Source organism: Fimbriimonadaceae bacterium, from assembly GCA_023957775.1.
Lineage (GTDB): Bacteria > Armatimonadota > Fimbriimonadia > Fimbriimonadales > Fimbriimonadaceae > JAMLGR01.
This window is the reverse complement of record JAMLGR010000002.1, coordinates 236,316-250,102: the sequence shown is the minus strand read 5'-3', so window position 1 is coordinate 250,102 and position 13,787 is coordinate 236,316. Positions and strand designations below refer to the sequence as shown.

Genomic DNA, 13,787 nt, shown 5'->3' with positions numbered 1-13,787 from the left:
CCGATATCTGGGTAGGATGAACATGCCTTAGTCAAGGAGACATGAAGATGAAACGGTTCGTTGGAGTAGGAGTGTTACTCGCTCTGGCGTGTATCGCTCTCGCACTGGGAACTTACACGAAGGTGTTTGTGACCCAATACAAGGTGGATGCAAGCTCCGCACTCGGCAAGGCCGGCTGCGCGGCCTGCCATATGTCGAAGACCGACCTCAAGCTGAATCCCTACGGCAAAGACCTTGCCGAGCAGCTCAAGAAGGAAGGCACGAAGAAGCTGACCCCCGCAATCCTCGCCAAAGTCGAAGCCCTCGACTCCGACAAGGATGGGGTCAAGAACATCGACGAGATCAAGAAGGGCGAGCTTCCGGGCGTGAAGTAGCCCCGGTCGGCGGGTCCAGGGAGGCGCGCCGGCTCAGGAGAGGACAATGTCCAGGAATGGATCCGGGGCGGCGGCCGAAACCGCCGCCAACAGGGGAGAGTGGGGGCGCTGGCGCGCCCACAGCGAGGGACGGTCGGCGTTCCTCGACGAGGGAAGCGAGGTGTCCGCGTGAAACGGTTGGACCTTCGCTTCCTTCCGTTTCTTCTCGGGTTGACGCTTCTCGTGGTGGGAACCCGAATCAACGCGCAAGAACCTTCGCAGGTCGACCAGGAGACGGCGGACCGCATCGAGGCGTGCATGGGCTGCCACTCGAAGGAAGCCGGGGCCGGCCCTGCGGTGGATCTCGAGAAGCTGCGACAATCGCCGCACGCCTCGTTCGACTGCCAGACGTGCCATGACGCCATCACCGAGCTTCCCCATACGCCGCAGATGACGGCCAAAAAGCCGCAGTGCGCGACGTGCCACGCGGACGAGGTCGAGGCGTTCCGCAAGAGCACGCACTCCCGCGAGGACTACGTCAAGGGGGATCACCCTTCGTGCGTGTTCTGCCACGGGGGCGGCGCGCCCCACGCGATCACGGCGGGTTCGAAGTGGACCCGCGAACAGAAGGTGCAGGTTTGCACGCAGTGCCACTCGCAAACGGAGCGGATGGAGCGGTACCACGTCGACCCCGAGGCGGTGACCTCCTATCTTGAGAGCTTCCACGGCAAGGCGCTGCTGCGCTTTGGCAACTACGACACGGCCATCTGCACCGACTGCCACAGCCACCACGACGTCCTCGCTCCCATGAATCCCGCAGCGCCGACCTATCCCACGAACGTCGCGAAGACGTGCGGGCAAGAGGGGTGTCATCCGGGTTCGCAGGCGAACTTCGCTCTGTCGGGGGCGAACCACCTTCGACTCAAGATCAAGCACGACTCGTTGCTTGCGGGCGTGCTCTGGTTCTTCAGGCTGCTGATCTTCGGCACCATCGCCTTCATGGCCGTGAGCATCATTCTGGACTTGGTCCAGGTCGTGTTCCGAAGCCAGGAACCGCCCCGTTGCGGGCGTCCGGCGGGGATCTTCATCAGCCTGAGCTACTTCTCGCTCATCGCCACGATCATCATCGTGACCGTCCGGGCAAACGGGGCTGGCATCGCGGCGTGGGCGACGCTGGCTTTCCTGGTTCTCGCCTGGATCGCCTACTTCTTCCGGCGCAATCGTCACGTCCCAGTGGCGACGCAGCGGCTCTATCCCCGCATGAACCTGAACCTGCGCCTTCAGCACTTCCTCCTGCTGTCAAGCGTGACGGCCCTGGTTGCGACCGGACTCCCGCTCCGATTCGCTGCCGCTCAGATCTCGGTCCAGGAGCTCAACATGATCGGCGGACTGGACAACTCGCGACTCATCCACCGCATTGCAGCGGTCGGATTGATCGTCGTCGCGATCTGGCACGTTCTGTATCTGCTGGCTCGTTGGCGCAAGTTCGGCGGGTCCATCCGATCGTGGAGGATGCTTCCCAACAAGAAGGACCTCGAGGACTTCAACCTCGTCACGAAGGGCTACCTCGGCATGACGAAGGAGAAGCCGAAGTTCGACCACTTCACCTTCCGCTCCAAGATCGACTACCTGGCCGAGTATTGGGGCGTTCCGGTGATGGTGCTGTCCGGCCTGGTTCTTTGGTTCCCCATGTACTTCAGCACCTGGATGCCCGAGGCCGCTTGGCCGATTTCGTTCATCGCACACGGTTACGAGGCGACCCTCGCGTTCCTCGCCGTGGTGTGCTGGCACCTTTACAACGTGCTGTTCAACCCCAACAACTTCCCGTTCAACACCCTCTGGATCACCGGAAAGCTCACCCGCGAAGAGATGTCGCGCGAACATCCGCTGGAACTCGAGCGCCTCGACGCCGCGGACATGGGCGATGGGGGGAACGGGGAGTGAGCCTCGATTCCTGGAGAAATCAATGCGAAATCTATTGCGATCGATGAGAACCGCTTTCCATCGCGGTTCGGGACCACGCGGACCGAAGCACGGCCGTGTGGTGGGGAGGTCCCGGACAGCCGTGCTTACGGGAGTCCTGATTGCCGGGATCGCGATGTTGCTCGGATCCCCGGCCCTCTCACAAGAGGGCACCGACCCCCGAGCGGGCGCCTACAAGGTCGAGAGCGAGGACGTTGCGGTCTGCCTTCAATGCCACGGCGGCCTTGGATTCGTGGTTCGCAGGTCGTCCGGCCGGGTCCAGTCGCTCTACGTCGATGGCCAAGCTCTGGCGCACAGCGTCCACAAGGACCTTACGTGCCAGGACTGCCACTGGGGCATCGATCAAGTGCCTCACGATCTCACGCAGGTCGAGCCGCCCTCGTGCGCCTCGTGCCACGCCGAGGAGGCGGAACTCTACGCGACGAGCGCGCACCAGCCGGAATCCGCGGTCGATCTCGACCGCCCGAGCTGTCTCTACTGCCACGGCGGCAACTCGCACACGATCGCCCCGATCTCGACGTACACGCGCAAGTCGGAGTTGGCGATCTGCACGGGGTGCCATAGCAACGCGGCGCTCATGAAGAAGCATGGCGTCGATCCCGACGCGGTGAAGTCTTACGAAGACAGTTTCCACGGCAAGGCCGTCCGCTTCGGATCGACCGACGCCGCCATTTGCACGGACTGCCACAGCGCGCACCACGTGCTTCCCAAATCGGACGTGGGATCGTCGGTCCACCCCGCCAAGTCGCCGGCAACGTGCGGCAAGTGCCACAAGGGCGCCCTCGCGAAATTCTCGCAGTCGGGCGTGACGCACCTTGCGCTGAAGGTGAAGGAGAGTCCCGCGCTTCGGGCCGAGATCTCGTTCTTCAACATCCTGACCTGGGGCATTCTGGGACTGCTCTGCGTTTCGATCGTGCTCGACGTCCGCGCGGGCGTGCGGCACCAGTTCCGACGCTTCAAGGCCAACCTCAAGGAGGAGTTCTTGCGCGGAGACACTCAGCAGGAGGCCAAAGAGGAGAAGGTCTATCTCTGGTTCACGCCATTCCAGCGAATCCAACACTGGATCTTCGCGAGTTCGTTTATCCTGCTCGCGCTGACTGGCCTACCTCTTCGCTTCTACGACGATCCGCGGATGGAGTCCCTGTACAACGCCCTCGGCGGATTGCACGTGGCCAGGAATCTGCATCGCGTGGGCGCGATCGTCATGATCGCCGCCGGCCTGATGCACCTCGGCTACCTGCTCTGGAGCTGGAAGAAGATTGGCTTCTCGGTCCGACGCATCAGCATGCTGCCCAACAAGCAGGACTGGCACGACATGATCGAGACCTTCCGGTTCTACTTCGGCAAGCGCGAGACAGTCCCGACCTACGGCCGGTTCTCCTTCCGGGCGAAGTTCGGCTACTTCGCGGTCTTCTGGGGCGTTCCGATCATGATGCTCTCGGGATTGTGCCTGTGGTTCCCGGTGCAGGCGTCGAACATCCTTCCCGCGCAGGGCGTGTCGATGGCCTACCTCGCCCATGCCGACGAGGCGATTCTCGCGATCGGCGCCATCTTCATCTGGCACCTCTACACGACGATCTTCAGCCCGCTGTACCTGCCGCTGGGCCGGAAGATGTTCTTCGGGACGGTGACCCATGAGGAGGCCGAGTTCGAACACGGCCGCCACGACATAAGCTAGCCGGATGCTGAAGAACGACCTCGAAGAGGTCGCAGACGGTTGCCCGGGGTCGAGCGTGAGCGAGACCCCGGGTTCATTGGTGAGGGGGCGTTGGTCACGCCCGTCCAGCGGGCGTGGCACCCGGTGGGGTTCATGGGTACATGAGGGTGGGGCCTCGCCGATCACGCCCGTCCGGCGGGCGTGGCACCCGGTGGGGTTCATGGGTACATGAGGGTGGGGCCTCGCCGATCACGCCCGTCCGGCGGGCGTGGCATCCGGTGTGGTCTGGGGGGGCGCCTCCTCCTCGGAGGCCGCACGCTGGTCATGCACGTATCGGTAGCCGCTGACCAGCATCATCACGCCAGCGACGACGAGCGTCGCGATGCGGAAGCCGACGGCCGTCCCCTTGTCGAACACGAGGATTTGGAACACTCCGCCCAGCATCGCGGCAAAGCTCCACATACGGAGGGTGGTCGATTCCAAGCGGAAGCCCAGGGCAAAGAGGAGCAGTGCGTATCCAAGGGTGACAAGCGTGGGCGTGGAGTAGGAGGCCAGCCCGTGCCCGACCGCGGGTGAAATCAAGACCGCGGCGCGCGTCAGGAGGAGCCAGGAGCCCGCGACCGCGAGGCCGAGGTTTCCCCACCCGGCGTTCCGCAGCGCGAAGACGGAAGCCGCCAAGCCGCCGGACAGGCCCACCAGCAACATCCCATCCGAGAGTTGGGGGCCCATGGCCAACGCCCCCAGGTAGGCGCACCCCGCCGCGACGATGGCGGCGACCGCGAAGATCGCGGAAACCCGGCGAAGGGTGGAACGGCCGATCGCATAGGCGACCAAGGCAAAGGCCGAGTACGCCACGGTGGCCACGGACGGCGAGAAGCAGAGCGGCCCGAGGACGCCCACCGTGGCGATCGAGCCGACGAGGAGTGCGTTGCGGCACGCCGTCGAACCCGAAAGGGTGAGCGCGATGGCGCACCCGACGGCGGAAAGCAAGAGGAGATGCGCCACTCCTGCCGGACTCGAGACCACCCAGAACCCGACAAGGCCGGTGAAGAACAAGGCGATCGGGGCACCCACGGCCCAGGGGTCCCTGCTCGTGCATGCCCTCGCATAGGCTGCGACACACGCGAGCGCGCCCGCGTACATCGAGAGCACGACGGTTGCCCGGGACTGCTCCGAGTCGATGATGGGCACGATGATCAGGAGACTGAGGAACCAGCCGACGAGGGCAAGCTGGGCCCACCGCCGCTTGGCGCAGACGACGGCACCGGCGACCGTGACCGCCACGTAGACCGCCAAGGCGGTCGAGTAATCCTTGTCGGACAGGGGGAAGAGCATGGCCGCCAGTCCGCCCGTCGCCCCGATGAAGAAGAACAGCCGCGTGTTCCTCCAAACCGCAAAGGCGTGGTTGAGGAGGGTGAGGAGGGCGAATCCGATCGCCATGCCGGCGCCGCTGAGCTCTCCGTAGGCGAAGTGACCCCCTGCGGCGGTGAGGTAAAGGCCGCACGCGCCGATCGCGGATAGAGTGGGGCCGAAGCCCTCCATCTCGTTACGCCGCCACTCCCCGAACGCGATGAACGCCAGACAGAACACAGCCTCGCCGACGAGGAGGATCGTGCGATCCACCATCGGATTCTTGGAGGACTCCGAGATGGCCACGAAGGCGATCGCGAGAACGATGAGGATCGCACCGAAACGCGGCACGAACTTCGCGCCGATCCAGTACTCCGCCCCCTTGGACGGCGTGGACGTGTGGGAGGACTCCGCGACGTCCTCCGGTTCGAAGGACGCAGAACCCTCTATCGCTCGCTCAATCTTACGCTCAAGACGCGCCACCCGCGCCTCGAGCTCGGCCAAACGCTCATCCCTGTCGAGATCCATGTGCCTCCACTGGAAACCCAGTCGCACCTCATGCTCGACCCCCCGCGAACGTGACGAATAGTCGATGCTACCCGGCTTGTATGTACAAACTTCCAATGACGGCACCGATTCGGCAGGGGGCGCATAATAGGGGATGCGTCGGGGGGCGCCGCTCCCCAACGAACGCCAGGAGGAACGCGCCATCGTGGACGAAGAGCAGAAACAGCCGAAGAGAAGACTCCCCAGCGTCTTCTACAACTTGACTTCGATGATCGGCCTCTCCATGGCCCTTGTGGCGTTTGGCCTGATCGTCTTCCTGTTCGTCGTCGAGTACTACTCCGCCATCAAGCACCCGTACATGGGCATGATCACGTTCCTGATCCTGCCCGTCTTCATCGTCGGCGGTCTGGCTCTGGCGACGGTCGGCGTCTTGCGCGCCAACCGGCGGCGCAGACGCGGAGAGCCGATCGCCAAGTGGCCCAAGATCGACCTGGCGATTCCCCGCCATCGCTTCGGGGTCACGATGGTCGCCGTGCTGGGCTTCGGGTTCTTGGCTGCGTCGACCTTCGGCACCTACCAGGCCTACGAGTACACGGAGTCCGTCGAGTTCTGCGGTCTCGTGTGCCACACGGCGATGAAGCCCGAGTACACGGCGTATAAAGACTCGCCGCACGCGCGGGTGAAGTGCGCAGAGTGCCACATCGGTTCGGGCGCGGGTTGGTTCGTGAAGTCGAAGATCTCGGGCAGCTACCAGGTGTACGCCTACCTGTTCGACAAGTACCCCCGACCGATTCCCACCCCGGTCGCGAACCTCAGGCCGGCGAAAGACACGTGCGAACAGTGCCACTGGCCCAGCAAGTTCTTCAGCCAGAAACTCATCGACAAGTCCTTCTTCCTCAGCGACGAGGAGAACACGCGATCGGACATGACGCTGATTATGAAGACGGGCGCGGTCCGGGAGGGCCAACCCACGGGCATCCACGCGCACATGTACCTCGATGCCGAGATGTCGTACATTGCGACGGATCCCAAGCGAGAAATCATCCCCTACGTGGAGATGCGCGACAAGAACGGCAACGTGACGGTCTATCGAAGCACCGAGGTCCCGATCACCGACGAGCAGATCAAGAAAGGGGTCAAACGCACGGTGGATTGCATCGAGTGCCACAACCGTCCGTCGCACGTCTTCCACAACCCCTCCACCAGCGTCAACCAGGCGATGGCGCGCGGAGAGATCGACCCCTCGCTTCCCGAAATCAAGCGGGTGGCGGTTGAAGAGCTGGAGAAGCCCTACAAGACGGAGTCCGAGGCGCTCACGAAGCTCAAAGCGTCGCTTTTGGCGTTCTTCAAGGAGTCCTATCCCACGGTGCTCGCTTCCAAGGCGAAGGAGTTGGACAACGCGATCAGCCAGATCCAAACGATCTACAGCCACAACTACTTCCCGGAGATGAACGCGAGCTGGAAGATGTACCCCGACCACCGGGACCATCTGAACGGTCTGGGTTGTTTCCGGTGCCACGACGACAAGCACGTCAGCCCGCAAGGGAAAGTCATCACGAAGGACTGCAACAGTTGCCACATCATCGTGGCCCAGCGGACTCCCGGAGAGAAGCGCGAAGTGTCCCTGGAAGGGTTGGAGTTCAAGCATCCCGTCGACATCGGCGATGCCTGGAAGGAGACGTTGTGTAAGGACTGCCACGCGGGCGAATAGAGATCGGCGGGATCGGATATTCTCACATCGGAGTGTTCCCATGCCCCTCTTTCTTGTCGCCCTCGCCACGCTTGGAGCTCAAGGGATGAAACCCCTCGAGCCCGTTCCCTTCACTTCGGTCGCCATCCACGATCGCTTCTGGACTCCGCGCCAGGAGACGAACCGCACCGCGACCGTGGATCACAGCCTCGCCATGCTCGAGAAGGCGGGGAACCTCGTGGATATGGATCTCGCGGCCAAGGGCGCCCGCGAGGGCTTTCAGGGCTTGCTCTTCACGGACTCCGACCTCTACAAGGTGCTCGAGGGGATCTCCTACACCTTGGCGACGCATCCCAATCCGGCGTTGAGCGCCCGCCTCGACGCGATCATCGCCAAGATCGCGGCAGCCCAGCAGGCCGACGGCTATCTGGACACCTGGTTCCAGGTCACCCGACCCGACCAGAAGTGGACGAACCTTCGCGACCATCACGAACTCTACTGCGCCGGGCACCTGATCGAGGCGGCCGTTGCGCACAACCAAGCCACGGGAAAGCGCAACCTCCTCGACGTCGCGGTGAAACTCGCGACGCTCATCGATTCGCGCTATGGCCCCGGAAAGAGCGCGGGATACCCGGGACACCCCGAATTGGAACTCGCCCTCGTGAAGCTCTGGAGGCTCACGGGCGAACAACGCTGGTTCGCCCTTTCGCAGAAGTTCGTGGAGACGCGGGGAACGGGGTTCTTCGCCGAGGAGCACAACACGCCCAAGGACCGCTACGACGGGACGTACTGGCTGGACGACACCCCCATTTGCGACCATGAGGAGATCAAAGGGCACGCCGTGCGAGCCGCGTACTTGATGTCCGGCGCGGCCGACGTCGCGCGCGAAACGCAGAACCCGCAGATGATCGCCATGCTCGACCGCCTGTGGCGGAACACCACCGAGCGGCGGACGTTTGTGACGGGCGGGATCGGACCCTCGGGCTCGAACGAAGGCTTCACGGTGGACTACGACCTGCCCAACCGCACCGCCTACCAGGAGACGTGCGCGTCGGTAGCGCTCGCGCTTTGGGGGCACCGGATGGCCCTCCTTCACGCCGACGCACGCTACATGGACTGGGTCGAGCGGGCCCTTTACAACGGCGTGCCCGCCGGGGTCGCCCTGGACGGGAAAAGCTTCTTCTACGTCAACCCGCTCGCGAGCATGGGCACGCACCACAGGAGCGAGTGGTTTGCCTGCGCGTGTTGCCCGCCCAACGTGTTGCGGACCGTCGCCTCCATCGGTGGCTACGCCTACGCGACTTCGGCCGACGAGGTGTTCGTGAACCTCTATGCGCCCGGCACGGTCGATCTCAAACTTCCTGTGGGGCCCGTCCACATGGCGGTCGAGGGCGATTACCCCTGGGACGGCCACCTCAAATTCAAAGTGGAACCCGCCAAGACGGCCACCTTTGCCTTGAACCTCCGGATTCCGGGCTGGGCCCGTTCGTTCGAACTGGGCGTGAACGGCAAGCCGGTGGCGGCGACGCCCGAGCGGGGATACGTCCGGCTGCAACGCGAGTGGAGGGCGGGCGATCTCGTCACGTTGAACCTCCCGATGCCGGTCGAACAGATCGAAGCGAACCCCGCCGTGAAGCAGGACCAGTATCGAACGGCGATCCAGCGCGGTCCCATCGTGTACTGCCTGGAGCAGGTGGACAACTCGGTCCCGCTCCGCGAGCTCGTGATCCCGAGGGGGACGAAGCTCGAGGCGTCTTGGAAGCCCGATCTGCTCGGGGGCGTCGTCGCCATCACGGGAGAGGCGGAGCGAACCTCCGAGCCCGACTGGACGGCGACCCTGTACCAACCTGTCCGCGTGACCCCGACGACCGTGACGGCGGTGCCCTACGCCGTTTGGGACAACCGCAAGGCGGGCCCGATGGAGGTGTGGATGCCCTCGGTCGCGCCTCCCGCGCGAGTCGGCGGCCCCGAGGTTCATGCCGAAGTGAGCCTTTCGTTCACGAGCGGGAACGCCCAACCTTGGGGGGTGAACGACGGTCTCGAGCCCAAGGCGAGCGGCGAGCAGCCGGAGTCACTCTGCCACTTCTGGCCGCACAAAGGAGGCGAGGAGTGGGTGCAGTACACGTGGAAGAAGCCGGTCACGGCCAAGGGTGTTCGGGTGTACTGGTTCGACGACACGGGTCGCGGAGAGTGCCGCCTGCCGCAATCGTGGAAGCTCCAACGCCTTCAGGACGGGAAGTGGGTGGATGTCCCCGCCACGTACCCGGTGCAAATCGACCAGTGGACCGAGGTGAAGTTCCCCGCACTGACGACCACCGCCCTGAGGCTGGTGGTCCAGATGCAAAAGGGGTGGGCCGCCGGCATCCACGAGTGGCGGATCCTCGAGTAGCGGACCTTACTCGGGATAGTCCGTCGGCTTGCCGAGCGACTCCCAGCGGTCCAACTCGGCCGACACCCGGGCCAGCTTTTCGCGGATCATCGTGTACGCCGGTCCCCCGAGGGCAAGCCTCAGCGGCGGATCGGCCTCGTCGGCGATCGCGATCATCGCTTGGACCCCGAGCACCGGGTCGCCCTGTTGGTGGCCGTCGAACTCCTTGATGCCCGTGCGGCGCTTGCCGGCGGTCTCCGCGTAGTCGGCGATCTCCTCCTTCGCGATGACGATGGAGCGCCCGGCGAAGTCCGTGCGGAAGGGACCTGGCTCGATCAGGGTCACGCGGATGCCAAGAGGGGCCAACTCTTGGGCAAGGCCGTCGCTCAAGCCCTCGAGGGCGTGCTTGGTGCAGGAGTAGGTGGCGGATCCGGGGAAGGCGATGTGTCCCGCGGTGCTGGAGACGTTCAAGATGCGGCCGCTGCGCTGTTTGCGCATCGATGGCAGAACGGCCTTGAGGACGTTCACGACGCCGAACACGTTGACTTCGAACATCGCCCGCAGCTCGGCGTCCGATACCTCTTCAACCGCCCCGATGACCCCGTAGCCGGCGTTGTTCACCAGGACGTCGATGTGCCCAAAGCGCGCCAGGCCCGCCTGAACGGACGACTGGATCTGATCGGGCTTCGTGACATCGACCGCGCAGGCGAGCGCCTGGTTTGGGTGCGACCGCTCGAACTCCACGACTGTGTGTCGATCGCGGGCCGTTGCGACGACCTGATCGCCCCGATCGAGCAGTTGTGCGCACAGCTCGCGCCCGAAGCCGGTCGAACAGCCCGTGATGTACCAGACCTTTGCCATGGGGCCAGCTTACTCACGCTGGAGCCCGTCCGGCGTAAACTCAAGGCGTGATCTACGCGCTGGACCAGGGAGGTCTCAGGATCGCAGCAGAGCCTGGATTGTCCGCAACCTGTCCGTGTTGCCGCGAAACCGTCGCACCGCGCTGCGGCGAGCTCAGGGTTTGGCACTGGGCGCACGCGGCAGGCGCCGAGTGCGACCCTTGGTGGGAGCCCGAGACCGAATGGCACCGTTCCTGGAAGCGCCTGGTGCCGTCGGAACGCTCCGAGGTGGTTCTGGGAGAGCACCGCGCCGACCTGATCGCTTCGGATGGGGCGGTCGTCGAACTCCAGAACTCCCCGCTGTCCGTCCAAGAGCTTCGCGAGCGGGAGGCGTTCTATGGTCCGCGCATGGTTTGGCTCCTGAACGGCAACGCGTTCCGGGGGAACTTCCGAGTCCAACGGACGGGAGTGGGCACGAGGTTCCAGTGGGCATGGCCGCGACTGGGATGGAGTTACGCGCGCCGCCCCGTGTTCATCCATGGGTTTTCGATGGGCGATCTGCTCAAGGGGCCCAACCGCGTGACCGGAAAGGTGGAGCCTCGCTTCCGACCTTCGCACGAGTCGAACGACGTGTTCCAAATCAAGTCGGTGAGGAGGCGACCTTACGTGCAGGGGACCGGCCGGATCGTGCCCCTCTCCCGGTTCCTCGAGTGGATGGTGGGGAAGGAGGAGCCGGACCCGCCCTCGGAGGTACGCTGAACCCATGCGATGCCGCATCGGATGCGTGCCGTTCGTCAACGCCAAACCGCTGATCGCTCGTTTCCTCGACGAAGACCGGGGAATCGACGTCGCCCTGGCTCCTCCTTCGCAATTGCCGGCCATGCTGGACCGCGGCGAAGCGGCGGCGGTGCTGGCGTCGAGCTTCGACGCCTTGCGGACTCCCGGGCGGCGCGTGGCCGCCGGGGTGTCGATCAGCAGCTACGGCCCTGCGGAGAGCGTGCGCGTCTTTTCCAAGGTGCCTTTCGACCGAGCCCAATCGTTGGCTCTCGACGCGAGTTCGCTCACCAGCAACGCGCTCGCCCAGATCCTCTTGCACGAGCTGCACGGGGTGTGTCCGCGGACCGAGGTGCGTCCACCGGACCTGACCGCCATGCTCGGCGAATTCGATGCGGCCGTTCTCATCGGGGATCGCGGGCTTTCAGCCTCCTCCGAAGGCCTCCACGTTTTGGACCTCGGGCAGGGCTGGACGGAGCTGACGGAGCTTCCCTTCGTCTGGGCCCTCTGGATCGGCCAGGAATCGTTGACGCCCGCGCTCGCGGGCGAACTCGAGGCGGCGCGCCATTGGGGAGAGGAGCGGGTCGTATCGATCGCCGCACGCGCCGCACAGGAGGCGGGTTGGAAGCGTGAGGTCGCAGAGATCTACCTCACGCAGAACATGCGGTACGGGTTCGAGGAGGAGCACGTTCGGGCCCTCGTGCTGTTCGGCCACATGCTCGAGGCGCACGGGCTGATCGACCGCGCCCAGACTCCCGAAATCGTCGCTGCCATCCAGGCGACGCGTGCCGAGTGACTACGGAGCGGGCTTGCGCGCCACGGCGACGAGGCTCGATCCCCACGGGAGCCGCACGGCACGGATGAGCCTCGCCTCAAGCCCCTGCAACCCGATCAGCGCGCGGTTCAACCAGGCGGGCACTTCGGGTAGCGAGGCCTCGGCGTCACCGCGTTTCCTTTTTTCGAACTGCCGGATCAGCCAGACGATCGGAAACAGGAAGAACACCGAGTAGCTCACCCGGAGGGAGCCGAACCCAGCCGCTGCGAGCGCCTGGCGAAGTAGCGGCGACCGGTAGCGGCGGAAGTGGCGCAACGCCACGTCGTGCGGCCCCCAGAGGCTCATGAAGGCCGGCACGCTCAGAACGAGGACCCCGCCGGGCTTCAAGACCCGGAAGGTCTCCCGGAAGGCCGAACCGTGATCCTCGATGTGCTCGAACACGTCCAACGCGACGACCGCATCAAACGATGCCGACTCGAAGGGAAGGGCTTCTCCCCTGCCGCGGACAAGATGACGGAGACCCCGCTCGGCGCTGTACTCGAGGGCTTGGTCGGACATGTCCACCCCGACGGTGTCCGCCTTCTTGGCGAGTTCGCCAAGAACGGCGCCGGTTCCGCAACCGAGATCGAGCACGCGCGGGTGCCCCTGCAGGCGGGCCGAGTCCAACAGACCCAGCGCGAGCGTCCGCCGGCCCACGAACCACCAGTAGCGGTCCTCGAGCCGGCGCATGCGGTCGTACTCGCTAGGGTTCACGGACGGCCAACCGGGCCCTCTTCCCGGTGAGGCGGAGCTTGACCAAGTCGCGAAGCATCCGCGGTCCATCGCGCAGCAGCACGACCTTGGAGCCTTCCTGGTGCATCCACCGAATCGGAACTTCCTCGATGCGGTACCCGAGGTCGCGCGCGATCATCAGCGCCTCGAAGTCGAAACTGAACCCGTCCAGCTTGCACCGCGAGAAGATCGTGCGCGCCGACTCGCGGGTGAACATCTTGAATCCGCACTGAGTGTCTTGAATCCCCCGCACGGCCAGGAGTTGCACGGCCGTGTTGAACGCACGCCCCAGGAGTTCGCGGTACCACGGCTGCCTCACCTCGAGGCTGCTCTCCTTGAGTGGCCGGCTCCCGATCGCCACGTCGGCTCCATCGCGCATGAACGGCAGCAGCTTTTCCGTCTCCTCGATCGGGGTGGCAAGGTCGGCGTCCATGAACAGGAGGATCTCGCCCTCGATCTCCAGCATTCCCTTGCGCACCGCGTAGCCCTTGCCGCGGTTGGGCTGGTAGGCAAGGAGGTGGAATTCGGGATGGGCTTCGGCAAACGAGGCGACGATGGGGTCGGTCCGGTCCGTGCTTCCGTCGCTCACGACCGTGACCGAGTAGGTGTAGGGCTGCTGCGTGTAGTAGTCGCGCACACGTTCGAGCGTCGGCAGGATCCGCTGCTCCTCGTTGTAGGCGGGGATCAGCACAGCAAGGGTCGGCACGTCCAACCGAGCCA

At 64.7% G+C, this 13,787-nt stretch carries 11 protein-coding genes; 7 read left to right on the top strand and 4 right to left on the bottom strand.

All coding sequences use genetic code 11. The features are described 5' to 3' along the window. The first annotated feature begins 47 nt into the window (after positions 1 to 47). The 3 genes from M9921_02760 (at position 48) to M9921_02750 (ending at position 4,014) form a co-directional block, all read left to right on the top strand. A complete protein-coding gene (locus M9921_02760) occupies positions 48 to 374 on the top strand; it encodes a hypothetical protein (GenBank protein ID MCO5295754.1) in 327 nt (108 codons plus the stop codon). 168 nt (positions 375 to 542) lie between these two features. Then, on the top strand, positions 543 to 2,297 hold the full coding sequence (locus tag M9921_02755) for a cytochrome b/b6 domain-containing protein (protein MCO5295753.1): 1,755 nt from the start codon (positions 543 to 545) through the stop codon (positions 2,295 to 2,297). A gap of 121 nt (positions 2,298 to 2,418) precedes the next feature. After that, entirely contained in the window at positions 2,419 to 4,014 is a 1,596-nt protein-coding gene (locus tag M9921_02750; protein ID MCO5295752.1) for a cytochrome b/b6 domain-containing protein, read from the top strand. Positions 4,015 to 4,242: 228 nt separating this feature from the next. On the opposite strand, the gene M9921_02745 is transcribed toward M9921_02750, so the two are convergent. Next, entirely contained in the window at positions 4,243 to 5,871 is a 1,629-nt protein-coding gene (locus M9921_02745; GenBank protein MCO5295751.1) for a DUF2339 domain-containing protein, read from the bottom strand. 133 nt (positions 5,872 to 6,004) lie between these two features. Here M9921_02745 and M9921_02740 point away from each other — a divergent pair, with 133 nt between their 5' ends. Both M9921_02740 and M9921_02735 read left to right on the top strand, forming a co-directional pair. Then, complete coding sequence (locus M9921_02740) at positions 6,005 to 7,561, top strand: cytochrome c3 family protein (protein MCO5295750.1); 1,557 nt, start codon at positions 6,005 to 6,007, stop codon at positions 7,559 to 7,561. A gap of 85 nt (positions 7,562 to 7,646) precedes the next feature. Further along, positions 7,647 to 9,929, top strand: a complete 2,283-nt coding sequence (locus M9921_02735; GenBank protein MCO5295749.1) for a glycoside hydrolase family 127 protein — start codon at positions 7,647 to 7,649, stop codon at positions 9,927 to 9,929. A gap of 6 nt (positions 9,930 to 9,935) precedes the next feature. Here the strand turns inward: M9921_02735 and M9921_02730 are convergent, their stop codons facing one another. Next, a complete protein-coding gene (locus tag M9921_02730) occupies positions 9,936 to 10,769 on the bottom strand; it encodes an oxidoreductase (protein MCO5295748.1) in 834 nt (277 codons plus the stop codon). 47 nt (positions 10,770 to 10,816) lie between these two features. On the opposite strand from M9921_02730, the gene M9921_02725 reads away from it, so the two are divergent. Next, the gene (locus M9921_02725; GenBank protein ID MCO5295747.1) at positions 10,817 to 11,506 is read left to right on the top strand and encodes a hypothetical protein; all 690 of its coding nucleotides are present in this window, start codon (positions 10,817 to 10,819) and stop codon (positions 11,504 to 11,506) included. 4 nt (positions 11,507 to 11,510) lie between these two features. Continuing rightward, on the top strand, positions 11,511 to 12,317 hold the full coding sequence (locus M9921_02720) for a menaquinone biosynthesis protein (GenBank protein MCO5295746.1): 807 nt from the start codon (positions 11,511 to 11,513) through the stop codon (positions 12,315 to 12,317). Here M9921_02720 and M9921_02715 read toward each other — a convergent pair whose 3' ends face one another. Both M9921_02715 and M9921_02710 read right to left on the bottom strand, forming a co-directional pair. After that, entirely contained in the window at positions 12,318 to 13,049 is a 732-nt protein-coding gene (locus M9921_02715) for a class I SAM-dependent methyltransferase (protein MCO5295745.1), read from the bottom strand. Beyond that, positions 13,039 to 13,773 (bottom strand): glycosyltransferase family 2 protein, encoded by a 735-nt coding sequence (locus M9921_02710; protein MCO5295744.1) that lies wholly within the window; start codon positions 13,771 to 13,773, stop codon positions 13,039 to 13,041. Before M9921_02710 ends, M9921_02715 begins: the two co-directional genes overlap by 11 nt. Positions 13,774 to 13,787: the final 14 nt, after the last annotated feature.

Coding starts and splice junctions, on each gene's coding strand:
- M9921_02760 (MCO5295754.1), top strand. CDS start 48: ATGAAACGGTTCGTTGGAGTAGGAGTGTTACTCGCTCTGGCGTGTATC.
- M9921_02745 (MCO5295751.1), bottom strand. CDS start 5,871: ATGGATCTCGACAGGGATGAGCGTTTGGCCGAGCTCGAGGCGCGGGTG.
- M9921_02740 (MCO5295750.1), top strand. CDS start 6,005: ATGCGTCGGGGGGCGCCGCTCCCCAACGAACGCCAGGAGGAACGCGCC.
- M9921_02735 (MCO5295749.1), top strand. CDS start 7,647: ATGAAACCCCTCGAGCCCGTTCCCTTCACTTCGGTCGCCATCCACGAT.
- M9921_02730 (MCO5295748.1), bottom strand. CDS start 10,769: ATGGCAAAGGTCTGGTACATCACGGGCTGTTCGACCGGCTTCGGGCGC.
- M9921_02720 (MCO5295746.1), top strand. CDS start 11,511: ATGCGATGCCGCATCGGATGCGTGCCGTTCGTCAACGCCAAACCGCTG.